Annotated in this window: 25 protein-coding genes and 2 pseudogenes; 13 read left to right on the top strand and 14 right to left on the bottom strand. The window is 59.0% G+C overall.

Annotated features, from left to right (window positions below; genetic code table 11):
* Window positions 1–29 precede the first annotated feature (29 nt).
* The 4 genes and pseudogenes from ACP7E0_RS25580 to ACP7E0_RS25565 all read left to right on the top strand — a co-directional run.
* Window positions 30–164, top strand: coding sequence for an ABC transporter (locus ACP7E0_RS25580; RefSeq protein ID WP_426129008.1), 135 nt, complete (start codon window positions 30–32; stop codon window positions 162–164).
* A gap of 152 nt (window positions 165–316) precedes the next feature.
* Window positions 317–898: a hypothetical protein gene (locus ACP7E0_RS25575; RefSeq protein ID WP_426129007.1), complete on the top strand. Its 582-nt coding sequence runs from the start codon at window positions 317–319 to the stop codon at window positions 896–898.
* A 64-nt stretch (window positions 899–962) separates the two neighbouring features.
* Window positions 963–1,550 (top strand): protein-S-isoprenylcysteine O-methyltransferase, encoded by a 588-nt coding sequence (locus tag ACP7E0_RS25570; RefSeq protein WP_426129117.1) that lies wholly within the window; start codon window positions 963–965, stop codon window positions 1,548–1,550.
* 67 nt (window positions 1,551–1,617) lie between these two features.
* A pseudogene (locus ACP7E0_RS25565) lies at window positions 1,618–2,225 on the top strand (SDR family NAD(P)-dependent oxidoreductase); the annotation flags it as partial.
* 198 nt (window positions 2,226–2,423) lie between these two features.
* On the opposite strand, the gene ACP7E0_RS25560 reads toward ACP7E0_RS25565, so the two are convergent.
* Window positions 2,424–2,675 (bottom strand): hypothetical protein, encoded by a 252-nt coding sequence (locus ACP7E0_RS25560; RefSeq protein ID WP_426129005.1) that lies wholly within the window; start codon window positions 2,673–2,675, stop codon window positions 2,424–2,426.
* A gap of 254 nt (window positions 2,676–2,929) precedes the next feature.
* Window positions 2,930–3,874 carry a LysR family transcriptional regulator gene (locus tag ACP7E0_RS25555; RefSeq protein WP_426129003.1) on the bottom strand — a complete coding sequence of 315 codons (945 nt, stop codon included), beginning with the start codon at window positions 3,872–3,874 and terminating at the stop codon, window positions 2,930–2,932.
* Between the two features lie 183 nt (window positions 3,875–4,057).
* Here ACP7E0_RS25555 and ACP7E0_RS25550 point away from each other — a divergent pair, with 183 nt between their 5' ends.
* From ACP7E0_RS25550 to ACP7E0_RS25540, 3 genes and pseudogenes are all read left to right on the top strand, one after another.
* A complete protein-coding gene (locus ACP7E0_RS25550; RefSeq protein WP_426129001.1) occupies window positions 4,058–5,044 on the top strand; it encodes an MBL fold metallo-hydrolase in 987 nt (328 codons plus the stop codon).
* 30 nt (window positions 5,045–5,074) lie between these two features.
* Entirely contained in the window at window positions 5,075–6,157 is a 1,083-nt protein-coding gene (locus ACP7E0_RS25545) for an aldo/keto reductase (protein ID WP_426128999.1), read from the top strand.
* A 65-nt stretch (window positions 6,158–6,222) separates the two neighbouring features.
* Window positions 6,223–6,806, top strand: a pseudogene (locus tag ACP7E0_RS25540) (intradiol ring-cleavage dioxygenase).
* Between the two features lie 502 nt (window positions 6,807–7,308).
* Here the strand turns inward: ACP7E0_RS25540 and ACP7E0_RS25535 are convergent.
* Genes ACP7E0_RS25535 through ACP7E0_RS25525 form a run of 3 tightly spaced genes read right to left on the bottom strand, consistent with a single transcriptional unit; the run spans window position 7,309 to window position 8,943 of the window.
* Window positions 7,309–7,662, bottom strand: a complete 354-nt coding sequence (locus ACP7E0_RS25535) for an Atu4866 domain-containing protein (protein ID WP_426128997.1) — start codon at window positions 7,660–7,662, stop codon at window positions 7,309–7,311.
* Window positions 7,659–8,180: a carboxymuconolactone decarboxylase family protein gene (locus ACP7E0_RS25530; protein ID WP_426128995.1), complete on the bottom strand. Its 522-nt coding sequence runs from the start codon at window positions 8,178–8,180 to the stop codon at window positions 7,659–7,661. Before ACP7E0_RS25530 ends, ACP7E0_RS25535 begins: the two co-directional genes overlap by 4 nt.
* Window positions 8,181–8,220: 40 nt before the next feature.
* Window positions 8,221–8,943 carry an SDR family oxidoreductase gene (locus ACP7E0_RS25525; protein WP_426128993.1) on the bottom strand — a complete coding sequence of 241 codons (723 nt, stop codon included), beginning with the start codon at window positions 8,941–8,943 and terminating at the stop codon, window positions 8,221–8,223.
* Between the two features lie 109 nt (window positions 8,944–9,052).
* Here ACP7E0_RS25525 and ACP7E0_RS25520 point away from each other — a divergent pair, with 109 nt between their 5' ends.
* Window positions 9,053–9,955, top strand: a complete 903-nt coding sequence (locus ACP7E0_RS25520; RefSeq protein WP_426128991.1) for a LysR family transcriptional regulator — start codon at window positions 9,053–9,055, stop codon at window positions 9,953–9,955.
* 354 nt (window positions 9,956–10,309) lie between these two features.
* Here ACP7E0_RS25520 and ACP7E0_RS25515 read toward each other — a convergent pair whose 3' ends face one another.
* Entirely contained in the window at window positions 10,310–10,453 is a 144-nt protein-coding gene (locus tag ACP7E0_RS25515) for a helix-turn-helix domain-containing protein (RefSeq protein ID WP_426128989.1), read from the bottom strand.
* A gap of 239 nt (window positions 10,454–10,692) precedes the next feature.
* Here ACP7E0_RS25515 and ACP7E0_RS25510 point away from each other — a divergent pair, with 239 nt between their 5' ends.
* Window positions 10,693–10,917, top strand: a complete 225-nt coding sequence (locus ACP7E0_RS25510) for a hypothetical protein (protein ID WP_426128987.1) — start codon at window positions 10,693–10,695, stop codon at window positions 10,915–10,917.
* 477 nt (window positions 10,918–11,394) lie between these two features.
* Here the strand turns inward: ACP7E0_RS25510 and ACP7E0_RS25505 are convergent, their stop codons facing one another.
* The gene (locus ACP7E0_RS25505) at window positions 11,395–12,168 is read right to left on the bottom strand and encodes an SDR family oxidoreductase (RefSeq protein WP_426128985.1); all 774 of its coding nucleotides are present in this window, start codon (window positions 12,166–12,168) and stop codon (window positions 11,395–11,397) included.
* Window positions 12,169–12,256: 88 nt separating this feature from the next.
* Between ACP7E0_RS25505 and ACP7E0_RS25500 the strand changes: the two genes are divergently transcribed.
* From ACP7E0_RS25500 to ACP7E0_RS25485, 4 genes are all read left to right on the top strand, one after another.
* The gene (locus ACP7E0_RS25500) at window positions 12,257–12,874 is read left to right on the top strand and encodes a TetR/AcrR family transcriptional regulator (protein WP_426128983.1); all 618 of its coding nucleotides are present in this window, start codon (window positions 12,257–12,259) and stop codon (window positions 12,872–12,874) included.
* 433 nt (window positions 12,875–13,307) lie between these two features.
* Entirely contained in the window at window positions 13,308–13,778 is a 471-nt protein-coding gene (locus ACP7E0_RS25495) for an Hsp20 family protein (protein WP_426128981.1), read from the top strand.
* Between the two features lie 220 nt (window positions 13,779–13,998).
* Window positions 13,999–14,295 carry a DUF982 domain-containing protein gene (locus tag ACP7E0_RS25490; RefSeq protein ID WP_426128979.1) on the top strand — a complete coding sequence of 99 codons (297 nt, stop codon included), beginning with the start codon at window positions 13,999–14,001 and terminating at the stop codon, window positions 14,293–14,295.
* A 481-nt stretch (window positions 14,296–14,776) separates the two neighbouring features.
* The gene (locus tag ACP7E0_RS25485) at window positions 14,777–15,535 is read left to right on the top strand and encodes a GGDEF domain-containing protein (RefSeq protein ID WP_426128977.1); all 759 of its coding nucleotides are present in this window, start codon (window positions 14,777–14,779) and stop codon (window positions 15,533–15,535) included.
* Window positions 15,536–16,079: 544 nt separating this feature from the next.
* Here the strand turns inward: ACP7E0_RS25485 and ACP7E0_RS25480 are convergent.
* The 7 genes from ACP7E0_RS25480 to ACP7E0_RS25450 form a co-directional block, all read right to left on the bottom strand.
* Window positions 16,080–17,192, bottom strand: coding sequence for a glycoside hydrolase (locus tag ACP7E0_RS25480; RefSeq protein ID WP_426128975.1), 1,113 nt, complete (start codon window positions 17,190–17,192; stop codon window positions 16,080–16,082).
* A gap of 22 nt (window positions 17,193–17,214) precedes the next feature.
* Window positions 17,215–18,387 (bottom strand): polysaccharide pyruvyl transferase family protein, encoded by a 1,173-nt coding sequence (locus ACP7E0_RS25475; protein ID WP_426128973.1) that lies wholly within the window; start codon window positions 18,385–18,387, stop codon window positions 17,215–17,217.
* A 39-nt stretch (window positions 18,388–18,426) separates the two neighbouring features.
* On the bottom strand, window positions 18,427–19,605 hold the full coding sequence (locus tag ACP7E0_RS25470; protein ID WP_426128971.1) for a polysaccharide pyruvyl transferase family protein: 1,179 nt from the start codon (window positions 19,603–19,605) through the stop codon (window positions 18,427–18,429).
* Window positions 19,606–19,643: 38 nt separating this feature from the next.
* On the bottom strand, window positions 19,644–22,322 hold the full coding sequence (locus ACP7E0_RS25465; RefSeq protein ID WP_426128969.1) for a glycosyltransferase: 2,679 nt from the start codon (window positions 22,320–22,322) through the stop codon (window positions 19,644–19,646).
* On the bottom strand, window positions 22,312–23,781 hold the full coding sequence (locus ACP7E0_RS25460) for a DUF6212 domain-containing protein (protein ID WP_426128967.1): 1,470 nt from the start codon (window positions 23,779–23,781) through the stop codon (window positions 22,312–22,314). The genes ACP7E0_RS25465 and ACP7E0_RS25460 overlap by 11 nt, the downstream gene beginning before the upstream one ends.
* 206 nt (window positions 23,782–23,987) lie before the next feature.
* Window positions 23,988–25,223 (bottom strand): glycosyltransferase family 4 protein, encoded by a 1,236-nt coding sequence (locus ACP7E0_RS25455; RefSeq protein WP_426128965.1) that lies wholly within the window; start codon window positions 25,221–25,223, stop codon window positions 23,988–23,990.
* A gap of 44 nt (window positions 25,224–25,267) precedes the next feature.
* On the bottom strand, window positions 25,268–25,840 hold the full coding sequence (locus ACP7E0_RS25450; RefSeq protein ID WP_426128963.1) for a MarR family transcriptional regulator: 573 nt from the start codon (window positions 25,838–25,840) through the stop codon (window positions 25,268–25,270).
* Window positions 25,841–25,844: the final 4 nt, after the last annotated feature.

Genomic DNA, 25,844 nt, shown 5'->3' with positions numbered 1-25,844 from the left:
ATCTCCACGTTTGAGGAAAGGACTTCTTGATGAGCAGAACTCTGATCGTATTAGTCGCCTTGGTTTCCGTTGCCAGTTTGAGCGCCTGCGGAATGATTGGTAAAGGTAAGGGCAAGGCGCCGCCGCCGGCCGTCGAAACTGAACAAGCGCCCGTCTATAAGTGACGTATGCTTGGGATTCGTGGAGAGGCGGAGAGCGCCTCCCCACGTCGTCCAATCACCGCTGGGCCAGCTTGAAGCTGCAATGTCCCCGAATGGTCGGATAAAGGCTCGCTTCAGCTCTGTTCTCGTATAAGCTCAAGAAATGGAGCGTGGTGATGACACGTGTGCTACGTCATTTGTCATTGATGGTCGTGCTTGCAATTGCCGTGACATCCTGCGACTCCAAGCCCCAGCCCCGGTTCGTTTCGGACGCACGCGAATTTGGCGCACCAAAGGCTGCTTTTAAAGCAAACACCGACGGCCGCTATTTTATCGAATTTCGCTCGCGCTACGCCCTAAGCTACGGGCACTCCTACGTAATCTTCGGACGTTTGGACAAGGCCGGAGCGATGGTCAACCCCGAAGTCGCGGGCCTTGCTCCTGCGGGAACGAGCACAACCCCCTACATTCTTGGTCATTTGGTTCCGGTGCCGGCTGAAACTGGAGCAAGCGACGGTGATTTGGAAGAGGCATACCGGTCGGCAAGCTGGCGTGTTTTGCTGAGAGAAGCGGAATACAGGAAAACCGTGGCATATATCCGGCAACTCCAAGCCAAATCCCGTGTCTGGCAGGCGTCGATTTACAATTGCAACGCATTTGTGGCGGACATCGCACGCTCCATGGGCTATAGGACTCCCGTTATCTGGATGAGGCCGCAGCAATTCATTACAAAGCTTCGACAGATTAATGGTGGTTGAATGCGCTTTGGCGCGGTCTGCGGGTCGATCGCGCGGTCGCTGAAAGGCCGGTGATTAAGTGAGCATATCGGTAGCTGCTCTCGGCAAGATCGTGTGGGTGCTGGGTATCGTCGCGTGGTATGTGATTCGTTATCCCTTCGAGCGCCGCGCCAAACGCGTGCAGGTTGTCAGCAGTCAGCGTTCCCGTGTCGAAATTTTCGGTCTCGTGTCGGCCCTCCTCGGACTTGCGGTAATACCAGGGTGTTACGTTGCCACCGGCACCCCGGAGGTCGCGGACCATCCGGCCCCTCTGTGGGCGGTGGTTGTTGGAGGGATAATATTCGCTATCGCAGTATGGGTATTTCGTCGAACCCACAAAGCGCTCGGTCGAAACTGGTCAATTACCCTTGAGATTCGCGACAAGCACAAGATGGTCACTGGCGGGCCGTATGCGTTCATCCGACACCCCATGTATACGTCTTTTATGTTAATGGGACTGGGGCAGGCCTTTTTACTGTCAAATTGGGTCGGGGGTCTGGCAGGTCTCCTCGGCTTCTCAATCCTGTTTTTTTTACGGGTGGACAAGGAAGAGCGCATGATGCTGGAAATTTTCGGCCCCCAGTACCGCGACTACATGGCGAGGACCAAGCGGCTCGTCCCTTATCTCTATTAGAGGTGGCATATGCGAGGACGCCCCCTCAAGCTTTCGGCACCGCGACGTCTCGTCGGAGATTTGCTGACTTCCCGTCGACGATCAGCTCGGGATCATCAATCTCAATATTCGGGCACTCACTGCGCTTACGCTACGGTTCCTGCCCGGCATGGTGGCGCGGAGGCGCGGTGGGGTGACTAATCTCGGCTCGATAGCGGGGTTCGTGCCGGGACCCAACATGGCGCTGTACTACGCCAGCAAAAGCTTCGTGCTTTCCTTTTCGGAAGCGCTGCACCAGGAGCTGCGCCGTACCGGTGTGACTGTTACCTGTGCGGCGCCCGGACCGGTGTCGACGGAATTCCTCCAGAAGTCCGGCGCCAATCGTGTCGCGCTCTTTAAAATTCTGCCTAAGTTTGATTCAGAGTACGTCGCCCAATGCACATGGCGCGGATTCAAATCCGGCCGGCGCCTCGTTGTGCCGGGAATATCGGCTAAACTGGCGGCCATTTTTGCGACTTGGTTGCCTTTGGCGATCAAGCTGCCCTTGATCTGGAAGCTGCAGCATCGCAGCAATGATACCTGTCTCTGCGGATCTGGAACGGTTTTGGGGACTGCTGCGGTACCGGCCGGCGACGCGTGCGGCTTCGCGAACCATCCCTGGAAGCCGCTGAACGGATTCCAGTCTCGAAGGCGTAGGACTTGCCGTCATCGGCGCGGGCATCGCGTACGTCACCCCGTCTTTCCGGCACAGTTTGGCAGCACGGGGACATAGGCCCGCTTTACGGACCGGAGCAGGCAGAAATTACAACCGCCCAAAACGAATTTCACGATCACTTTTGAACCTTTATGATATGACTTTCTGGGGGGCAGCACGATGGATCGATGAGACTTCATTCACCGCCAACGGCTGCCGGTTCCACCTTCGAGGGTATCTGTCCCCTCGGTGGAGACGAATTTTTCGGCGCCCGCTCCACCCTTAGGCCTGTCATTGCCAGTGCCACCATCGAGGGTATTGGCACCCGCGGCCAGCAATAGGATGTCGTTGCCAGCATTACCGGAAAGCTCATTATGTGCAGGATCGGTAAGCTTTATCTGATCGTCAAATTGCGAGCCCGAGATTCTTTCAAATGTCAGAAAGATCTTCACACCGTGAGCGTTTGTGTCGAGGGATGACCGCAGATTTCCGAGCGCCGATGATCGAGGAGCTACTTGAAGAATGCGGACTCCGGTTCAATCCATGGTCCGCGCCCAGGCATGGCCGAACTGGATGTAGAAATCCGTATCTTCTGGCCCCCGCCCGATATCAAGCCCAACGTCGATGCCCAACTTGCGAGCAATCCGGTATCTGATACATGCTCCGTAGGTCCAGATATTGTCCTGGGGCTAACGATTACCGGAACTCAGGTCTTCAAATGCGGAGCTCCAGCCAGGTATATTGCGTCCGCGTTGGCGCGCCAATTATAGGTCTTTACACAATCCAGGAACGTTCGCATGGCGGCGCCTGGAAGGCGGCGACTGGGATAATATAAAAACCAGCTAGGCAATGTCGGACTCCAATCGGGAAGAACCTCTATCAGTCTTCCAGCGCTGATATGAGGCTTCGCATAGTCTTCCAAAACATGCGCGACCCCCCTGCCAGCCAGTGCCGCCTGAAGCTCGTTATGAGCTGTACTGAGTGTAAGACGCCCTTCGGGGCTGATGTTCATCTCATCGTTTCCGTTGCCGAATTTCCAAGACACCAGCGTGCCCCCCGGAAACCTGCGCCGTATGCAGTCGTGTTGAATGAGATCCTGTGGCGTGACCGGTCGCCCATGTCTCTCGATATAGTCCGGTGAGGCGACGATCGCATATCGGAGCGGCAGACCCAATGGAACTGCAATCATGTCTTGCGCCAACTGCTTGCCAAAACGGACGCCGGCATCGAAACCGTGTTCCACGATGTCGATCACCGCGGCGTCACTCACGACTTCGACTTTGACCGCAGGGTAGGTCTGCATGAAGTCAAACAGGAGGGGACACAGGAGGTGATCGACCGCGGGGGCCGGCGCGTTGATCCGCAACGTTCCGGATGGACTGTCCCTCAGCTCATCGACCTCCGTGATCGCAAGCCGGATATCGCCCAAAGCCGGAGCGAGGCGATCCAGAAGGCGCTGCCCTGCCTCCGTCGGGGATACGCTCCTCGTTGTTCGATTGAGGAGGCGAATGCCCAGTGACTGTTCCAGGGCATTGATCGTTTGACTTAAGGCGGACGACGAAACGCCACGCTCAAGCGCCGCAGCGCGAAAACCACCACAGCGCACGATGGTCGCGAAAACATCAAAGCTATCGAGACGGAGCTGGCTCATTGCGAAGTTTACCTAATCAAGCTGATCGAATTTATGTGCCTTATCAGCGCGACGACCCCGTGTCATGCTCAATATGTCGTCAACTCTAACGCGCTGATCGGCGTCCTTGGTGCCGGTCCTTCTTAGATGCCGTCCGGCACGTGGCGGACCGGGCACGAGCCATTATGAAGGAAGGGAACTCCAATGAACGCGTTCACTCTCAAGAGGCGCGCTGTCATGCTCTCCGCTGTCGTTGGCGCATCGAGCATGTTTGTTGCAGGCAGTCGCGGTGTCGCACATGCGCAGGCAGCAACATTTATGAGCGGCAATGCCGGCCACTATCGTTTTCGGGTCGGCGAAATCAATGCAACGGTCCTGAGCGATGGTGTCATCGGTGGCCCGCCCCGGGTCTATGCAAGTGATGCGCCTGAAGCAGAGCTTCAGGCCGTACTGCAACGTGCATTCCTACCCAGTGATCATATGACGCTCAACCTGAATACCCTTCTGATCGAAACCGGCGGCCGACGGATTCTCATCGAAGCTGGCGCCGGCGCCACGATGGGTCCGAATGGCGGCCGGATTTTCGAAAACCTGGCAGCAATTGGGCTTGGTGCGGCGGACATCGATACGATCGTCATCTCACACACCCATCCCGACCATGTCGGTAATCTCCGGACCGCTGACGGCAGCAAGGCTTTCCCCCGTGCCACTGTCTTCTTGCCGAAGGCGGACTGGGATTTCTTCGTCCACACAGATCCGGATCTGTCCTACATGCCGGTCCCGGAGGAATTCCGTTTGCGCTTCGCTGCAGCCATCAAGAGCAGCCTCGAACCGGTCATGAACGATGTCGAGTTATATGAGGCCGGCGCCGAAATCGTACCGGGGCTGATAACAATTGTTGCATCCGGCCACACGCCGGGAATGGCGACCTTCCTCGTTCACTCCGGAACCGACCAGTTGCTGTTGACCGCCGACCTCGCCTACCACCCGCTCGTCAACGTCGACAATCCCTGGCTTCCAGGCCCTGACCGCGACAAGGAGACGGCACTTTCCTCTCGCCGTCGCATCTTCGACCGGGCGGCCGCCGATCGCATTCCGGTGCTGGGCTTCCATTTTCCGTTTCCGGGCCTCGGCCGGATGCTCAAGACCGATGGCGGCTACGCCTGGGTCCCTGCCAACTGGCAGTTCTGAAACCAACAGTAAACGAACAGGAGATCTCTCATGGACCAGTCGAAGATCAACCGGCGCGGCTTTCTCGGAACAGTTGGAGCGGCGGCAACCGGGCTGGCCCTGGCTGCCCACGCCCCCGCCACGGCACAGGATACGAATGCAGCTTCCCCCGCCTCAGGATCGAACCCGGATGTGCTGACCCGCACCTTGCCGCGCACCGGTGAAAGGGTCACCGCCCTGGGCCTCGGGACATTTCTGACCTTCGATCTGAAGCCGGGTGATCGCCGCGACAATCTCCGTCAGGTCTTCGAGAGATATGTCGCCGCAGGCGGCCGCGTCGTCGACACATCGCCGCTCTACGGCTCGGCTGAAGTCAGCGTCGGCCAGTTCATGGGCGAGTTTCCGGGATCGGACGAGATGTTCCTCGCCAACAAGGTCTGGGCCACGGGAGAATATCTCGGCGACGAAAGCCACGCCGTGGAAAGCTTACGGCAGTCGCGGCTGCGCACCTGGCGGCACACGATCAATCTCATGCAGTGCCACAGCATCACCAATGCGCCCGTCGTAATCCCTCTGATGAAGGCATGGAAGCAGGATGGCCTGATACGCCATGTCGGCGTGACCCATCACGAGTCGGCAGCGCATGATCCACTGACGGCCATCGTCGAACGGGGCGATGTCGATTTCATCCAGACCAACTACTCGATCTTCAATCGCGACGCCGAGCGACGCCTGCTGCCTGCCGCGGCCGACAAGGGCGTCGGTGTTCTGATCAATCTCCCCCTCGAAAAGGCACGGCTGATCAAGGTGGTCGAAGGACACACTCTACCGGATTTCGCACAGGAATTCGGGGCGACAAGCTGGGCTCAGTTTTTCCTCAAGTGGGTCATGGCGCATCCTGCGGTCTCAAGCGTGCTGTGCGGCACGTCAAATCCGGATCATATGAGCGACAATGTCCAGGCGATGACCGGCCCACTTCCGGACGAAAGCATGCGCAAACGAATGGTCGCGCATATGGAAACGATCCCTGGTTTTGCCACCATCGCGACCATGCCGTGGTATCCCGGCAAGGAGACGATGTACTCTGGTCTCATCAGAGAGGCGCAGGCCAACGCTTCCAGGCGGCTGCAATAGGCCAACAGCAATCTCAGTCTGCCATCACCTCGTGTACAAACAAACTTTCAAAACGGGAAAATACCTTGTCCGCGACCCGACGCTCTCTTCTTACAGCTTTTCTTTCGCTGCCTTTCATTGACGTCGGCAATTTGCGGGCGTTCGCGCAGGCGGCACCAGATCTGCCCCTTACCCGCGCTTGCGATGACGAGGACGGATTAACCCTTGAACGGGAAGCCGGCCCCTTCTTCAAGCCGAAAGCACCGCTCAGTCACAGTCTGTATCCGGGTTCGCCTAGTGGCGAACGGATAACCGTTGCAGGGTTTGTCTTCGACAATCGCTGTCAGCCGCTACCTGGGAGCCTTGTGGAGATTTGGCACGCTGATGAAAACGGCGAATACGACCGTGAAAGCTTTCGCTTGCGCGGACATCAGTTTACCAACGCGCAGGGACGTTGGTGGTTCAACACCGTCGTGCCGGCGCTGTATCCTGGTCGCACACGTCATTTCCACTTCAAGGTACAACGCTCCCGCGGAAGTGTCCTGACCACCCAACTCTTCTTTCCAACGAGCCGGGAAATGCCGATGATCGGATTTTCCACGAGTCCCTGCTTCTTACCGTAAACGAAACCGGCGACGGTCGGTTCGGACGCTTCGACTTCGTCATCTGAGCGCATAGTGCTGGATCAGGACATGTCGTGTCATCTGTTGTAAAGTTTGGACAAAGAGTGCCCCTTCCGCCGGAATCAAGGTTGACAGGTCTTGGAGAGATCAGAATCGACGACCCTGACACCGGATTGCCCATCCGCATGAATTTGTTTCGTCCAGGCTTAACTTAGGCTTGGCAGCATGACGTATTCGGGCCGCCAGATGTCTGACCGCCTTCCGATTAGGATTGACAACGAGAGGGCATGGCGGCGTGATAGGTCAATGAGACGACCAACGTACCAGCCTTCCCGCGCTCTCAGCGCCCGCAAGCAAAGGTGGAGTGACGCATTTGGCCGCGAGCATCCCGGTGTTTCAATGGATGTGCGCTCAGTGGAAGTTTTGGTGGAGATCACTTTTCGGGCGTTGAGGAGTGGCATCGCGCAAGTACCGACGCCACTCTCATCCAGGAAGCCCTCCCTTGTTGGTCAAGGGCAGCTCACCGCCGCTGAGACGAAGTTGGCAGAGCTAAGGCTTTTCCCTGTAAAAGATCATACCGCCGTGCTGCAGCGTGTCTTTGTCGACAAACGTGCCGTCGGCAGTGAAGCCCGTGTCGTCCCAGTAGTCGATGTGATTGCCGGCTACAACGTAGTGGCCTTGGTAGGCATTTTGACGATCCCCGCGGGCCTCGTCGTAGCGGCCCGTTGGCAGGAGTTCCTGCCGGATGTGGCCGTCGCTGGTGACCCACATGCCAAGATAGACATGGTTCTGCGGCTGGGCCTGGGTGCTGGATTGGATTGGCATTGTGTCCTCTGCCTTGGCGATATGAGCCACCGCGCCGAGAGACGCGGCGGTGGCGATGATCAGGATTGGATTACTCATGGCCGAGCCTCCTCCCCTGTCGCCGTCGCGGGGCTTTGTTCGGCGGGTCCGCCGCCGCGGGCTTGACGTCGCTCTTCAAAGAGCTGCGACAGTACCTGGGAGGCGGCGATTGCCTTGGGGAAGCCCGCCGGTACGGTCACTATGTAGATGACCTCCTTAAGCTCTTCCTCCGGCACGCCGATATTGAGCGCATAGCCGGCATGAACCCTCATGAAAGCCGTCTCGCCGATGGCGGCGAAGGCAGCTACCGCTGCGAGCTGGCGTGTCCGGTTGTCGAGACCCGGGCGCGACCAGACGTCGCCCAGTGCATAGGCTTCGGTCGCCTCGGCCAGGAACGGGAATTCCCGCCGCATGCCTTCAAGCGTTGGCTGCGTCATGCCGTTGTTCAGGCTGTGGATCACCGCGGCCCCGCGCTCCCGCCTTTCGTCCGTGGTCTGGGCGAGAGCGGCGTCGGGAAAGAGGCCGAGAAGCGAGGCAGCACCGGCCGCCGCGACATGGGTCCTGATTTGCTGAAACATGATAACCTCCTGTTTGACTGGCTGGCTCCGGAGTGACTGGTCAGATCGCTGCCCTGGTTGGACGGATGACTATCTCGTTGACGTCGACATCCTCGGGCTGCTCGATGGCAAAGCGGACGGCGCGGCCGATGGCATCGGGCGTGATGGCTATGGCGCGGTATGTCTTCATGCCTTCGATCGCGCTCGGATCAGTGATCGTGCTGGCCAGTTCGCTTTCCACGACGCCCGGATGGATGCAGGTAACACGCAGCTTGTCGTTTTCCTGGCGAAGGCCATCGGAAATGGCACGGACCGCATATTTGGTGGCGCAGTAGACAGCAGCCGTCGGTGACACCGTCAGTGCGCCGATAGAGGCGATGTTGATTATCTGGCCCGAACCGCGCTCGGTCATTTCCTGCAGGACGGCGGCGACGCCGTAGAGCACGCCCTTGATGTTGACGTCGACCATCCTGTCCCATTCATCGACCTTCAACGAAGCCATCAGCGACAGCGGCATGACGCCGGCATTGTTGACGATGACGTCGACACGGCCGAATTCCCGGCGGGCGGCCTCGACGAAAGCTGCCACGTCGCTACGATCCGTCACATCGACCTTGCGGGTCATGACCTTGCCGCCGGCCGCACGAATTTCCTCGGCGACGGCTTCCAAACGGTCGGTGCGGCGGGCGCCGAGCACGACGGTCGCGCCGGCCTTTGCCAGTTCGTGAGCAATTCCAACACCGATGCCGCTGGAGGCGCCCGTAATGAGAACAACCTTGTCCATGACTTTCTCCTCTTTCGTCCGCTTCATTGCGGGTGTAAGGAAGATAAGCGTGGGGCATTGTCGTGATAAGCCGCCTATTTCTTCATTGCGAGGTAAGGATAGCTAACCAATGCTGCCGGACTTTAACGCGCTTGCCGTGTTCGCTCTCGTTGCCGAGGAAAAGAGTTTTCGCGCCGCTGCCGACCGGATGGGCGTCACACGCTCTGCCGTCAGCCAGACGATCCGCAGGCTCGAAGAGACGGTAGGTATTGCGCTGGTCAGCCGTACGACCCGCAGCGTGGCGCTGACGGAGGCCGGCGAGCGGCTCTATGCCGAGGCGGCTCCCGCACTTCTCGATATGCAGGGCGCCATAGAGGCGGCCGCGAACCTTCGCGGGCGGCCGCGTGGACGGCTGACGCTTGCGGTTTCGTCGATTGCCGAGAGCTTTCTGTCCGGGCCGCTGCTGGCCTCCTTTCTGGGGGAAAACCCGGATGTGACGATGCATGTCACCGTTACCGACGAGGAGTTCGATATCGTCGCGGAAGGGTATGATGCCGGGGTGAGGCTCGGGGAAGTCATTGCCCAGGACATGATCGCCGTGCCGGTCTCGGGTGCGCAGCGGCAACTCGCCGTGGCGTCGCCGGGCTATCTCGAACAGTTCGGGACGCCGCGCCACCCTAGCGAACTTGCAAGCCGCCGCTGCATCGGCTGGCGTCGGGCGGCGAGCCTCGCACCGTACCGCTGGGAGTTCGAAGAGGATGGCCGGGAGTTCTCGGTGGCGGTGGCGGATACGATCACGACCACAGATATGGCGCTGATGATCAAGCTCGCGGCGGCAGGAGCCGGGATCAGCTTTGGCATGGCGGACAGTTTTCGGGATACGATCGCACGCGGTGAACTGGTGCCGATCTTGGAAGAATTCTGCCCACGCTTTCCCGGCTTCTTTCTTTACTATCCGAGCCGCCGCGACATGGCGCCGAAACTGAGAGCGCTGGTGGAGCACTTACGGGGCTTGCGCCTAGCGGTAGGATGAATGCGGTTGCGGCATCAAAGGCTGTCCAACCGACAGGTGCACGCGAACTCTTCGGGAGTACGGCAAGTGCAAGCTCGCCATGGCTTTGGCTACCACGGTTTTAAGTACACGGATTGGCAAACCACATATGCCTTGATGGGATCCGAACCATGTTCTGGTCATACGTGACACCTAAGCGTCTGAAGAACATCGATTGGCGAACAGCGGTCCACATCGTAATCCGGCGTCAGACGGTCCGAACTGAAACGTGGCCCAGAGCTGATGCATGCCGCTCAATCGTGCTGCATGCCTCTGTCCATGTAAACGGAACTATTGCTAGCGCTGATTTAAGCCAGGCGAGGCTAAGCGGGCGCCCTATTCGGTCAGCGTAACTTCACGCGGATTGCGGTCAAACAATCTGACGCCGACGCGTTGTTCGAGCCGCGCTACCGCACGACTGACCCCCGATGGCGTGAGGCCGAGGACATCCGCGGCCCGCACGAAATTGCCCGCTTCCATCGCCGCCCCGAAAACGCCGACCCGGTCACCAGCCGCGTGTCGAAACTCATGCCCTCTCTCCGGCGCAAGGTGGTCTTCGCCGACCGTCTTTTCATGATGATTTTAAGTCATCTTACCTTTGGTTTTAATGCGCGTGAATCATCTTTCTTCGTCCCGTAACGACTTCCTCAGCGCCCAGACGGCACCAGCGGCATGCCGGAACCGCGTAAATCTCCGGCATTGCAGAGAAGGAATAGTCCATGAATGCGATCTCACGCAGAAGCCTGTTGGCACGCGGCAGCCTCTTGCTGGCAGCCGGTACAGCCCCTGCGAATACGCCGGTTCATGCGCGGGCAGCCAAACCGCAAGGGCGGTCCGGAAATTTCAAACCGATCGACATGGCGATGGAGCAGGGCAGGATCGATCCCGAGGACGATGCGCCGAATATCTGGTGTGACGACTGCTCTCCTTGCTGCCCGCCCTGAAAGGGTCGTATGCCTCTCCACCATCGGGGCCGACGCGGACTGCAACGCTCTGAAAAGCAGGTTTTTAAATCTCAGACTACGCTCAGGCTACCACTCGACTTAGCCGAGCAACGTCCGCTTGCTGAAGCCAAGGTTATTGGCGGGAACGGCCAAAATGGGCGCGCATAGCTGTCGAAGCGTTCGCAGCTTGCAATGGTTTGAGGCGTTGAAAGGATCTGAACCATAGGCATTTCATTCAGTGTCAAGCGAAACAGATTCGCAGTCGGCGTCTTGTCGATGAGTTGATGTCGCGGCGGCGGTGATTCCGCCAACTTGGGGCATGCGCTCCGCCGAGTTGATGAAGACAGAATCGCGCTCGGGGGGCGAGATGCTGTTTGGTGGACTGACGGGGAACCAGACCTCAACCGGCTCCTCGTCAACCATTCATCCTCTGCAGTGGTTTGAATTGCTGCAAACATAGCGGAGTGTCGGGATCGATCAGATCCGGGCGCCACCCGTCGCATCAATCATCTGGCCCGTTGTCCAACGCGCATCGTTCGATGCGAGGAAGGCGATGACGTCGGCGACGTCCTCCGCCTGTCCGACACGTGAGAAGACCGAGAGGGCTTCGGCGCCGGCGCGCGCATCCGGGGATGCCAGCCACTCGGCATTCATATCCGTCTCCGTCACACCCGGCAGCACGGCATTGACCGTAATCCCGCGAGCGGCAAATTCAGGTGCCAGCGCCAGTGTCAATGTTTCCAGCGCCCCCTTGGACGCCGCATAGGCGGGATGGGTCGGCGCCGCGATTCGCGTAAACCCAGTGGAGACGTTGATGATGCGGCCGTTGTCACGAATGTCGTCCGCCACTGCCTGGATCAGGAAGAACGGCGCCTTGTAGTTAATCGTCATCACTTCGTCGAAAGCAGCTTCGCTTGTCTGCTTCAACGGCAGTGCGGGCGCGATGCCGGCATTGTTCACCAGAATATCGAGAGCAGACGATCCCGTCTCCGTACGCGCGGCTTCGCTGAACAGCGCCCAGAGGCTGTCGGCCGCGTCTTTGCCCTGTCTGAGATCGGCCTTCACCGCGACGGCCTTGACGCCAAGCGCCTCAATGTCCCGTACGGTTGCATTGGCCGCATCCGCGTTGGCGGTGTAGTGCACGCCAATCAGCGCCGCCCCCTCCTTCGCAAACGCAAGAGCAGCCGCGCGGCCGATACCGCGCGAACTTCCAGTGATGAGGGCTATTTTGTTTGCTAGTCTTAGGGACATGGATCACTCCGTTGCTAAATTAAATAGTGATCTCTATAATAAGAACTGAAAGCCGCCTGTCAACAATTTAATAGGAGTCACTATTTTAATGAGGGATCCAGTCCGCAAACGAGGCAGACCGCGCGTGCTCGATCGCGACGTAGGGCTCGACATTGCGGCACGCTTGTTCTGGGAGCGCGGCTACGAAGGAACCTCGACCGCCGACCTCACGAAGGCCATGGGGATCAATCCGCCGACTCTCTATTCGATGTTTGGATCAAAGGAAGAATTGTACCGTCAGGCCCTCGACTTCAGCATTGCCCGCGAAAACAGCCGCCGGTTGGAAATCTTAGCATCCAACCTTCCAGCGCACGAAGCCCTAAGCCTCTATCTTTACGATATAGCTGACGGTGACACCCAACCGGACAAGCCGCGAGGTTGCATGGTCTCCACGGCCGTCCTCCAGCATGCGGAAGAAAATGCGTCCATCGCGCGGATGACGGCGGCATTGCGCGAGACGTCGATGCAGACTCTCAAAGTCCGCTTTGACCGTGCCGTCGAGGAAGGCGAATTGCCGGCGCAAACCGATACCGATACGCTCGCGCGCTTCTATGGCGCGATTATACAAGGCATGTCCGCACAGGCCTGCGATGGCGCCTGCAATGCGAGTTTGAAGCGGCTGATCGATCTCGCGCTCACGGCCTGGCCTGGGAAGCGTAGCAACTAAAGGGGAGTTGGGGCCAAAGACACGTGACCTCCTTGTGCTGACCGCAAGCGTCGCAGGACTTTATCGGTGGTTCGCCCATGGGCACGTTGAAGAGTTCAGAACCAACGACTCAGCTATTACAAAACGTCAGTAGCAAATGCAGGTGGAACGACTGATTTGCGGCCGGGAGTAGTCTGCCTGCTTTTCGATCTCCGGCACCCCATTTACCAGGTAAACCGGATAAGAGACGCCATGGTACGGATAAGCAAGTTTCGATGCTGTTGGCCGACAGCGGGTTGCCTTGAAACCACCTGAAAAAAAATTTACCCCGAAATCTTGAAACTCGATTTTCTCAAAATTAGATCATTTTCGTCAGTCGCCGACCGGGGCTGGCACAACTGGGGACCCGAGTTTCCGCGTCTCCATTCCTTATCGCTTTACGGAGGATTTGGTTATGAGAAACGATCTTGATTTTGCACCACTCTATCGCTCCAGCGTCGGCTTCGACCGCGTGTTCAATTTGCTGAACAACGCCCAGCGCCTGCAGGCGATCGACACTTGGCCACCCTATGACATTGTCAAGACGAGTGACGACGATTACCGCATCGAAATGGCGGTCGCGAGCTTTGGCGATTCCGATCTCGACATCATGCAGGAACGCAACGTTCTGGTCGTGAAGGGTAGCAAGGCTGAGGCGAAAGATGGCGAATATCTGCACCGCGGTATTGCCGGACGTTCGTTCGAGCGTCGCTTCGAACTGGCTGACCACGTGAAGGTAGAAGAAGCCTCGCTGGTCAACGGCCTCCTGTGCATCGCGTTGAAACGCGAGATCCCCGAGGCCATGAAGCCGCGCAAGATCGCAATCGGCACGGGTGGCGAGCAAACTGCTCCGCTGCAGATCGAAGCAGAACGTCAGGTCGCGTAAGGCATCTGCCATGAAGAAACGCCTAGTGAAAAACTTTGTCTTGGAATCAGGAAACGCCGCGGCCAGACATCAAAACTGCTGAGGGCACACTCATCGCCCGTGCATTCGAAAGATTGCCGTCGCAGCCGGCGCTGCTTGCCAGGACATGACCAGAAGCGGAGCGCCTACAGCGCTCTCCGCTTTTCACCAAGACAATCGGGCAGACGGAAAGGAGCAGCCGATGAAACCCGATATGTTTGAGAAACCTGTCACGATCCTTCTGGGTCTCGGTGTCCCGACCGAGGTCAATTCAGTGATGCGCGCCTACCAGATCCTGATGGACTGGCGAAATCCAACCGACCCAGCGCGCGAGCTGGCGCTGAAGGCCTGCCGGGCGGCGCTGAGCGGTGATATCGAAGCGCATACGGCGCGGGCGGTGTTTGTCACCTTTGCGGAAAAACATGATCTGCTGGCACCTGAAACTGGCATTCTTGTGGCCCAACGTAGCAAGCGCCACAGCGACCCGCATAGTCGGTAGAACGAAACCACCGAGCACATAAGACAGGCGGCAGCCGAATTGGCGCCGCCTGACCCACCGTCAAGCTCTGAGCGGACGACGTTAATCTCTGCATGCCGACCCAAGCTTAAGTCCAAACGACGAGAACTGATCACGATTTGCATCGGTTTCGATCCCTTCGACCACGACCCGCATGCCCGGCAATGCTGAGTCCGGACTCCGGCAGTACTTTTTGTCGCCTTGACAGGATTCGAACCCAAGACCTGTGATTGATGGGAATTGAACTGCTGCTACATAGTTTTCTTTGTTAGAAGCAACTACTTGCTGCGAATTGGCTTTTAAACGAGGGCATTGGCTGCATGGACTTCACAGGCCCGCCCTCCGGCTGGTGTGCTGGTCAAGTTTTGCGTAGCCGATTGCTAAAATGCCATCAGATTTATTCACCTGATATTTTCACCGAGGCCTTCAAAGATAGCACCCCATGCAAAAGCTCCATTAACCGATGACTCTGCAATTTCATTCTCGCCAAGCCGCAATCGTCCCGCGTATCAAGACAGCAACGCTCGGCGCCCTTGCCTGCGCCGTTGGGGCGATCGCAGTAGTTTGCGTATTAAGCCTGCTTATTCCCGACCGTCCGCTTTGGGCAGAATTGACCACCGTGGCGTCAATAACGGCAGCTGTTACATTTCCGCTTCAATTGGCGCTTTTTCAACGCAACGAAGCGCTTCGTGAGATCCAAAAAGAACTTCAGCACGCACTCAGTCATGATCCCGTCACGGGTACACTGCGCGCCAACGCATTTGCGAGCTCGGTCGAGCATGCGATAGACCGCAGGCGCCTGAGCACTGCTGAAAACCCGGATGGCATCATGCTCGTTCTTAGGGTCGGCAATTTCGATGAGATCGGTCGTCGCTATGGCCCGCAATGGGCAGATACGCTGCTTCAATCGATTGTTCGGATCGTACATTCTTCTGTGCGCTATGGTGATCTCGTCACCCGCCTTGCCTCCGACGAACTGGGGATATATCTGCCAGGCACAACAACAGAAAACGCCAGCGACATCTGCGAGCGCATCCGCGCGCGGATAGACGAGACAACCTTCACAGCCGGGCAAGAGCGCCATATATCGGTGACGGTTCGGCTTGGCGGTACCAGGGTCGGGGACCAGGCCGACTTTCAGACACTCCGCGAGGCAGCTAATCAGGCCGCCCTTGCGGAGGACGAAGCTGGCCCCCTCCTATTCCGGGAGTTGTTTTCGTGACAGGATGGCTTTCGGGCCTGCTTTGCGGCATCGCCTTATCCTGTGCAGGGGCGCATACGTGTGACCGCCTATGCAACGATTCCGCTCTGGGGCAAACGAGCCTGCCCCGGAGGTATCGACGCGGCAGCGACACGGACGCCGTTGCCCATCATCTGAATGCGGCGCGCCGCGGAGTTGTGGGCATTTGCTAACCCGCGGCGTCCTGGAATAACTGTCTCACCGTCTCGTCAAGCGACAGCGGCCAATGCGGCATGGTCCAGCCGAATGTCGAGGCGAACTTGGTGGTGGACAGTTGCGTGTCCATGGGCGCGGTGCTTGCACGGGAAATTCGGCGGCTTTTATGTCACGAACCCCAGCCCACGCCCCCCCACGAGCGCGGCGAGAGGAGAGCACATGGCGCGCGAAATCGGCCAATGAAGTAGTGCCTCCGGTGCCGCCTGCCAGAATGATCCCTTTCATGCAGGTTCTCCCGTCGCCATTTCCACGCTTCACCCTCGGCGGCCACGCGCGGGCCGAGAATACTGGAGGGGACAGATCACATTGTTCATCTCACCGATCCTTCACCGGCATCCGGTTCGGTGGCCGCAACACCGGCCGGGCTCAAGGCACCGCAACGCCAGACGCTGTAGACCGGCTGGGTATCCCAATCATAGTAAAAGACCGCTTTCAGCGTTCGCTGCGCCATGCGTTGCCCAAAGACGCGGCGCATCGCGCGGATCGCCCCTTCTCGCTCCCGGTCATCGATTGGACAAGAAAGCGCGGTGTTGGCAATGCCCCATTCGGTAACCCAGCACGGCTTGCCCTCCCCTTCAGGCTGGCAAAAGTCGAGAAGCGCCGTCACATACCGCGCTAGAGCCGCTTCGCCTTTGCGCCCCGGATAAACATGAATGCCATAGCCGTCGATCAGCGCGTCGATCCCCCGTTCCCGCAGGAGTGAGACGAACGCATCAGGATCGAGCCGCTCCATCCCGCGGAAGTCGGCCTCATCTGCGCCAACATCGGAAAGTCCCGCGGAAATCAGCAGCGCGCCCCGGTTATGCACCGTCGCCTGCAACTCCTCCCGGGTGATCCGGATGGCGCCGACATATGCGTCGAGCCCACGCTCGAAGTCCGAGCGATTTGCGATTTCCGAAACGCTGCGCGGTGTCTGCCGCCCAGGTTTTTCGTAGACGACGAGGTCGCCATTGTAGGCGCTGTAGTTTATTTCGTTTCCGGGCTCGAAGGCGTCGATGCGGATGCCCATGCCATCAATGCGGCGAAGCGCCGAGCGCAGCTGCGCTCGGTAAAGATCGAGGTCTAGATCCGAAAGTCGCCGAACATCCCAGATGCGCCCGAAACCGGTGCGAGGGCGCACCTCCGCCGGATAGTAGTCCTTGTTGCCGAGCTGGATCTCGATAAGGATTTTCAGCCCCAGCCGGTCCGCGATTTCGAGCGCGTCGATGCTCTTATCCACCGGCCTCGACAGCGAAAGTCGGACATGAGTGATACCGCTTGCCGCAATTTCCTTCAGCACGCGCTTCTGATCGGCGCGGGAAACCCAGGCGAGGTTTACCCGGTTAATGCCGATGCGATCGGGGAACACATCGTCTGCGTTTGCCGGCGGCGCCGGTGAAAAGGCCCAGAACACTGCCAGCGCGCAAGCGAGGCGCGCGCCCATTCGCGCCACCGCTTTCATCCTCTCACAGTCCAATCTGCCCAAGAGCATCTCGGAAATTCGCCTCGCAAGCGGAATAGCGGTCGATCACGGCTTGCGTGTCTATCTTGGCGAGGAAGCTCGACAGGTATGGGCGCTTGTCCGCTTCCCGGTTCCAGGTCGCAGCCTCTATATAGGGGAAGCCGATGAACTCCAGCATTTCTCGCATGCGGTCGTCGACGGCGATCATGAGGGCGGGTGTGCCGGCCTGCATACCGATGATGCAGCCGTGGAAACGGCGGCCGAAGCAAAGATCGCGCGAGGACATCGCGCCCCGCCACTGGTTCGTGTCGAAAAACACCAGCAGCTCGGATTTCCGCTGCCATTTTTCCGAATGCTTGTATTCGGTCGCGCCAGTGATGCGCCCGCTCGCCCGATCATACACAATGTCATTGTCGTCGCCGGTCAGCGAGAGGTTATATGCAACCACCTCGTCCTGGACGACATAGCTTGCGACGCTGTCAGGCTTAAGCAAGGCATGCGCGTCGACGATCGTATCGGCAACGCTGCCAAGATAGCCGCCGAAGGTTATTTTCTGGGCTTCTGCCAGTCCCGGATTGGCAAGCGCGGCAAGTGACCGCTTCATCTCGTTCGGAGCGAAATAGAGCGATGGGCAGCCGGTCGGTTTGACGAACTTCATCCCCTGTTCCCTCAGAAACTCGGCGGTGAAATAACCGCGGGTAAGGAAGAAGCTCTCCTTTTTCTTCAAGACCTCAAGGAACTGGAGCGTACCGGCCGGCAGCAGTTCCTTCAGTCCCTCCTTGCGCTGGATGCCAATGCCCATCACCACGACCGGCATCTTCAGCTTGGCAAAGACTTCAGCTTCCAGGTCCGCGGAATAACCTGGCCGCAAGAGATTGGCGGAGGCGAAAACGCAAATATCGAACTCGCGGTTGACGCGCTCGTAGAGGTCTTCCGCTTCCCGGTTGTTGGCGAGGTGCCAGAAGGGAAGGTAAGTGACGTCATGACCGCGCAGGCTTTCGGCCGCGCCCTCTCCGATCAGGTAGTTACCGGTATTGGCAATCCGCCTGACCTGGGAAATCAGGTCCTTCTTGGTACTGGTCTCTTCAAAATAGGGCCGATGGACGACAGTCGTGCCCAAAACCTGCCCAATCGTTCTCTGCAGATAAGACGGAATTCCCGTGAGCAAAATACGCATAACTATCCCTTGAACCGATAAATGGTGGCCTTTGCGCCATTAGTTGGCGATGCCGATTTCACGAAGCGTCGTGCGGAAGGCGCGCTCGCGGTCGGAATATCGATCGATAAGCTCGCTCGTGTTGAGCTTTGCCAGATGATCGGCTACGAACTCTGCCCGGTTTTCTGCCTTGTCGATCTCGTCGATATCGACGGCGGGTAGGCCGGTGAAGCCGAGCATCTCGCGCATGCGATCGTCCACCGCCACCATCAGGCTCGGTACCGCCGCCTGCATTGCGATAATTGAGCCGTGGAAACGACGGCCGAGATTGAAGTCCATCGACGAGGCCCAGGCGCGCCACTGGTTGGTGTCGTAGAAAGTGCGAACCTCGAACCGTTGCTTCTCGCGCTCCGTGCCGGGATAGGTCAGATTGCCGATCATCAGGCCCGACGCGGAATCGTAGACGCGCCCCTCGTCGTTTGGCTCCACCTGCATGTCGAAGTGAAGAAACTCATCCTGCACCACGTATTGCGGCGCGGTGCCTTGTGGAGCCAGCGCATTGGCGTCGAGGATCGCATCCTGATTGCCGCCGAGGTAGCCTGAAAAAATTGTCCGCGCCTTGCCGATTTCCACGCTCGACAGTTTCTTCATGGAGCGGCGCATGTTGTCCGGCATGAAATAGACGGAAGGGCATCCGGTCGGTCGCACGAAGGAGAAGCCCTGGTCTTTCAGGAAGCCGGCCGACTCGTGGCCGCGCGTCAGGAAGTAGTGCTCGCGCTCCTTCAAGATGGCGAGAAGCCGCTTTGTTCCCTCCGGAAGATTGTTCTCCAGGTCCTTGCGGTTCTGCAGGCCGATGCCTAGCATGACAATCGGCATGTTGAGCCGGCTGAGTACCTCCGCCTCGGCGTCCGCGGAGAGCCCCTTGCGCAGGAGGTTCGCGCAGGTAAAGACGCAGATGTCGAAGTTGGCATTGAACTCATCGAACCCGCCGCCGCTTTGGCTCAGATTGTAGAGATGCCAGAAGGGAACCTGCTTCGCATGCGGCGCGAGCGCTCGCAGGGCGCCCTCGCCGATGAGGTAGTTCCCGGTGTTGCTGATGTTGCGCAGCTCCTGCAGAAACTCCTCTTTTGCTTCCGGCTGCTTCTGCCGCTCCGCATAGGACACGGACAAGCCCTGGGCGCCATTGGCAAGGCGTGTGTAGTGACCAGGAATACCCGTCACGAGAATTCGTGGACGCATTCGACTAGACCTTTCTGTTCAGGGAGGCGGCCTGGCAATCAGCCGAGCGCCGCGACCACGGGATTTGCCACCGACTGCTCGCGAAAGACCGCGGAGCGCGACAGTGATGAATTTTTGACGGAGCGATCGCTCCACGCGATGAAATCTGAGAAGGAGGAAGCCCATGACCGGCGCGCGGCGGTCCTGATGCAGCCCTCCATGAGCGGAGCGAGCCTCTCGCGATTGTACGCCACCTCCTCGATGATCCGCGCCATCCCCCTCACGACTTGAGGATCGGAAGCCGCGTCGATGAGGATGCCGTCCTCGCCGTCGGAAATGAGTTCGTCCACAGCCCCGACCGCGGTCGCGATAGGAACGCAGCCGAGCTGCTGCGCCTCGGCGATCATCAGTGGCGCGCCCTCCCAGCGTGAAGGCATGACGAGAACATCCGCCCAGCCCAGCGCCTTGATCAGGTCCTTGCTGGCAAAGACGGGTGGGCGCACGTCAACGCCTAGATCCTTCAACCGTTCGCTCCAGGACACGCTTGAATCAGCGAGGATTTCGCCGCCGATAGCGCGGGCGTCGAACGGGACGTTGGAGGCCCGCAATTCCGCGAGTATCGCCGCAAGTCGATCGATGCCCTTCTGCTGATCGAGCCGCCCCATGTAGAGAAGTCGCAACCGGTCGCCCTTGCGCTCGATCCGCCTCACCGCCAGAACCTCCGCGAGGACCTTAGGCGGCACCGAAAAGCTCGCGCCATTAGCAACCGCGAAGACTTTCTCGTGGGGGACGCCGTAGCTGTGCAGATAAATCTTGAGCTGTTCGGAGCAGGTCAGGAAGGCATCGTAGCAATGCTCGTGGGCAATCGCCGCGAAGGGCTGACCGGCGGGCCTCTTGAAGGCCGTGTTGTCGACGACGTGAAGATAGCAGGCGGTGCGCGTACCTTCAGAGCGAAGACGGGCGATGAGGGGATGGACAGCCATCACATGGTTGTTGATGACCAGGTCGAAGCCGGAAAGCTGTCCCTTGAGCGCCTCCCAGTCGACCGCATGCTCCTCGGCGATAAAGTCCTGCCCAAGGAAGGAACCCGACCCTCCCCAGGCTGGAATTCCCGCGTCCCAGAAGTGAATGTGGTCGAAGCTGGAATCGAATTCATCGATCACGTCCATCCGGGACGTGCCGAGCACGAAGAGATGGGTTTCGTAACCCGCCGCCTTCAATTCCCGGGCGGCCGCATAGACGACTTTTTCGGCCCCACCGAACGAGGCGTTCGGCACGAGCAGCGCCACGGTCCGTTTGCCTTCGCTGTGCCCGAGCGGCAGGACCGGTGATCCCCCGATTTCCTTGCGCAGCGCCTTGTGCAGATCGCTATAAGGCACGAGTCGCGCCGGACGCCAGGTCCACCGCTTGCCCACCGTCTCCCGCAGAGGACTCGCCGCAATCGCGTTGACGCAATTGATTATCACCTGCTGAGGTGTGATGACAGAGCGGCGCGGAAGGCTTCTTGAAAAAGGGAAGCGTACTTTCAGGACCGTCGATGTCGGCCATACCTGCTGGTTGCCGATGGACGCGAACCAGTCCACCGCGTTGTTCTGGACCACGTCCTGAACGAGCCGGGACGAAAGGAAAATGAGATCGGCGGGGCCGATTTTTTGTCCACCCGCCCCCAGACCGACTGGTTCGATCTTACGCTGGGCGGCATCGTTGGCGAGTTGCACGAAGACAACGTTGCTAGTCTCGCTGAGGCGCTCGAGGTGGGCAAGCACGTTCGGCAACATGCGCGAACGCCGGAGCAAGTCGAGCGCTGCACTACTTCCGGCCACCATGAACGGCGGGAAATGTTCGTTGTCGGGTTCGCCAATGTTTGCCCAGAACGCCGGGATGATATCGTCAAGGCGAAGCATCGTCGGTGGCTTGAGGGGATCAGTGAAGAAGGAGATCGCGGCGTCTTCCGTTCGCGCAAACAGGTAGCGCGGGCAGTCCTCGTGCTCGAAATCCACCAGCATCGGGCGCTGGAACAACGGCATGTGGCGCTTGCGCAGGAAGCTTACCGACGTGGCACGGTCCCGGTTCGCCTCCTTGAAGCGGCTCTCCGCCCTCAGCCGGTATTCGAAGACGGTGTCGTGGCAGGGTGTACCGACAAAACCATGCTCGATGCAGGACAGCCAGAACTCCCAATCCTCGAAGCCGTTCTGCCTGTCGTCGTTGAAGCGGACGCCTTCCAAAAAAACATCGATCGAGATCATCGAGCCCGTGTCGCAGATATTATCGGTGACGCAGTGGACCAGCCGTGAATAGCGGTTTCCGTAGTGGGCGCGCCAGCTTACCGAAAACGTATCGATATTGGTGTAGACCCACCCACAGTTGCTGGAGAGGAGCTGCCGATAAAGCGTTTCGATGGTGCCGGGAAGGACGCGATTGTCGGCATCGAGGAAATAGACAGCCTTCGCCTCGGGAAAGTGCTCAAGGACGTAATCGATGGCGCGATTGCGTGCACCGCCCGGCCCGGCGTTCTGGCCAAACATGACATGGACGGAAGGATGAGCCGCCGCGTAGAGCAACAGTTGATCGAACGTTTCGTGCCGTGGATCGCCGTCGACCGAGATGACAATGACGACCTGGCAGCTGCCGAGATTCGAGGCAAGAACGGACTCTATCGCCTCTAGGGCGAGTGCCGCGTGACCGTAGAGGGGCATGGCCACGGCGATCAGGTCCGTGAATTGCCGGTTACCGGACATCGGCTGCCTCCTTTGATTGCTTGACCAGCCTGAATCCGGACACCTTGAGCCAGGAGAAATCGACCGAATCCGTAACTGCACGACTGAGGATCATCAGATCCATCGGGCCGCGTGCCGGCTCGTCCAACTGGATGTTGATGTTGACGACCTTACTGGACGTGACTTCGCGCCACCCGCTGAAGAATGCCGACGGCTTGGCTGCGCCCTTTCGCGCAAGCTCAGCCACTTCGGAACGCGCATTCGAATTCGCCGGGGCAAGTAGGAAGCTGACCGCCGCGGGCTGGCCTTGCGGATGATCGATAACGGCGCTTGCAGAGAAGGATATCGTTCCCGGTTCGACAGCGCGACTGACCGCTCCGGCCGATATACCGCTCTTCAACGGGTGGCAGACGATGGCATGCTCATGCTCCAGGAAGCGCACAGTCTGGAAATCAGGGACGATGGGCGTGACCGAAACGTCCGCAATCTGGCTCAACGTGTCGACCGCCAGGCGATAGTCGACGACGTACTGGCCCTCCAGGAGGCTGCTCGGCGCAATCATGTTGGGCGCCGTGACGGGCTTCACCCCGGGCAGTCCCGTGAACACCTTGAATGCCAGCGGACGCAGATCGAGATCCGGATGCGGAAGTTCCGACCGCGCCGAATAACGTTCGCTGGCGATCGGATAGCCGAGCGAAAGACCGACGGTCTCGGGTCCGGTCGCGGATATCCGCAGCCGGAGTGTCCGTGCCGCGCCTCCGCAGGCTCGCGGCAGTGAGAAGAAGTTCCAATTCGGAACGAGTTGTGCATAGGGGACGGTCCACTCGGCCACCCCTTCCCCGCTTTCAAGATACCGCAACGCAACGACGAGCTCTCCGCTGGCTTTCGGCACGGAATGCAGATGAAGCGCGAGCCCGGCCACACCGAGGCTGGACACCGGCAGCAGTTGCTCGACAAAGGCGTTGGCGAGCAGTTGACTGATCCCCTCATCCTTTGGGTCGACATACGGATCGTGGGAGAAAATCTCGGAAACGGGCTCCCAGTTTCGCGCCTGGAACGCGTCTTCGAGAGCCCGGTAATTTTCCAGCAGCGTCTCGCGTTCCCGCCGCAGAATCGACAGCTCCGAAGTGATCGAGGCGTTGTATCGGGCGAGCCGACCGACGCCACCCTCGGCCAACGTTCGCAGAAGCGCGAGACTGTCCGGTTTGCTGGCGGGATCAAGCCGCTGGAGGGGAACCGCGGGCACCGTACCCAGAGACCCCAGCAGCGCCAGGCGCTCTTGCAGATCCGCCTCGCCCTCGTCGGAAAAGGCGACGGCAATCAACGGAAAGGCGTTCTGCAAGGTCAACTGAGGGCGCCTATCCGTTTCGAGGTAGGTGACCAGATGCTCTATTTCGCTTCCCTCGAAGTACGACCGGTCCCGGTCCGATGCTGCCACCAGTTTTTTTGCCGCTAGTCGCCGCCCTATGCCGGTAGACATCAAATCTTGCACGCGCTGCCTCTGAAAAATAATTTCGGGACAAAAGTTCAAAGACGCTGGATAATCAGTTGCTTGGTAGGTTAACCGGCGCCATCAACGAAAGCTTAGCAACTAATTTTGCGCTGCACAATGGTAACATTCAAAATAATAAAAGAAAAATACTTCACATATACTTAAAAAATCAAAGTAATAATTCGTATCCACACTTACCCTTGACGGAGAAGTGATTTTCCACTCAATTTTTCAAGCATATCCTGTTGGCGCCCGAGGCAGTCCGCTAGTCGGAAACGACGCTCAACCGTCCGACGCGCCGCGGCACGCATCGCGACGTGGCGTTGCGGATTCTCCAGGGCGCCAAGAATGGCCTCGGCGAGTGCGTCGGCGTCGAAGAATGGCACCAACAGACCGTTCCGGCCGGCGCGTATAACCTCCCGGACAGGCGCGGTATCAGATCCAATGACCAGAGCGCCGCACGCCATTGCCTCCAACACCGACCAAGACAAAACGAACGGATAGGTCATGTAGAGGTGTGCGGCCGAGATCTGGAAAAGCTGCCGCAAAACTGAATGCGGCACCACGCCGGGAAAGAGAATATTTTCCCGCGGTATGTCCAGCGATTCCAGGAGATGGTCCCTCCACGACCCGCCGCCGGGTGGCGGCACACCATAGCTGGTGCCATCTCCGCCGACGAAAACGAACAGCGCATCGGGGCGCTGTCGCACAACCTTCGCGGCAGCCTCCAAAGCCTGTGGAAATCCGCGATACGGCTCAAGGTCGCGCGCGACAAAGGTGACAATGGGAGAACCACCAGCCCCAAGCACGCGCCCGTCCGAAAGCCTGACCGAAGTTGTCGGATCTGGTCGAAACCGCGCCGTGTCGACGCCCTCGTGACACACCGAAATGCGCCCCTGGGCGTCGGCAGGGTACAGACTTCTTTGCCAATGGGTGGGGCTGATGCCGGCCTCAATGGCCTCAAGGGACAAGAGCTGCGCGATGTTACGCAGCCGCAGCCTTTTTCGCGTCTCCAAATCGGCCCGGTCGTCGGGGGCGAACCCAATGTCCGCCCCTTCCGATCGATAGAAGAACTCGCAATATCCCAATGCGGGCACCTGCGGCAGCACGTCCTTCAAAAACATCATGCTGCCCCAGCCGATATGGCCAACGACTATATCGGGCACCAGCCCCTGCCGGCCCATGGCGTCGAACGTGTCGGCAACGCGATGGCCGATTCGCGCGTGATGATCGGGAGTACCCATGTGCCGGGCCATGTCTGGATTTGCGCGCGGACCTGATTCCGCGCGATGTCGAACGACCCGAACGGACGGAATCTTCTGATCTATGGTTTCGGTGATGAGGCTTACCTCATTGCCCGCCTGCGCGAGATGGGCGGCCAAGGCAGCGAACTGGCCGAAGCCGCGCCGATGAACAAACGCCACATGCATCGCACCTAGTCCGCCATTGCCAGGCCCACGGCATCACTCACCATTTAGACGCCATACCGTGAATTGGTGCCCCAGGCGAGTTCAAGCTGGTGCAACGTCTGGAAGGCCGTCTCAAGCATCCGCTGGTCCTGGTCGCCACGATTCACCGCGCGCTCATAGGTCATTGCCGCATCGCGGAGATTTGCTCTCAGTTGCCGCCCCTTCTCTGTCAACTTGATGCGTGCAGACCGCTTGTCGCGCTGGGAGGCAACGCGATCAATATAGTCGCCGTCGGCAAGCTGCTTCAGATAGTAGGAAACGTTGGAACCCACATAATGCCCACGATCCAGAAGCTCGGCGACCGAGAGCTCCGAGTCGCCAATTGCCAGGAGAATCATCGCCTGTGCCGGCCCGATGTCATCAACACGTAGCTTGGTCAGCTCCGCCCGAATCAGGCCTGCAAACCGTCGACTTGCCCGCTCCATGAGGCGAGCAAGCTCGAAATATGTAACTTGCCGGAGGTCACCAAACTCGGCACCCCGAGAATGCCCAAGGTCCGTTTGTGCTGCCTGCCCGTTATTTTGAATTCCTAGATCATCATTAAGTACGGACAGATTGAGCACACTATTTTCTTTCATTTCA

The sequence above is a fragment of the Pararhizobium sp. PWRC1-1 genome (genome assembly GCF_049897905.1).
In the GTDB taxonomy this organism is placed as follows: Bacteria; Pseudomonadota; Alphaproteobacteria; order Rhizobiales; family Rhizobiaceae; genus Pararhizobium.
The sequence above is the reverse complement of the archived record's forward strand: the minus strand, read 5'-3'. Positions and strand labels throughout refer to the sequence as shown.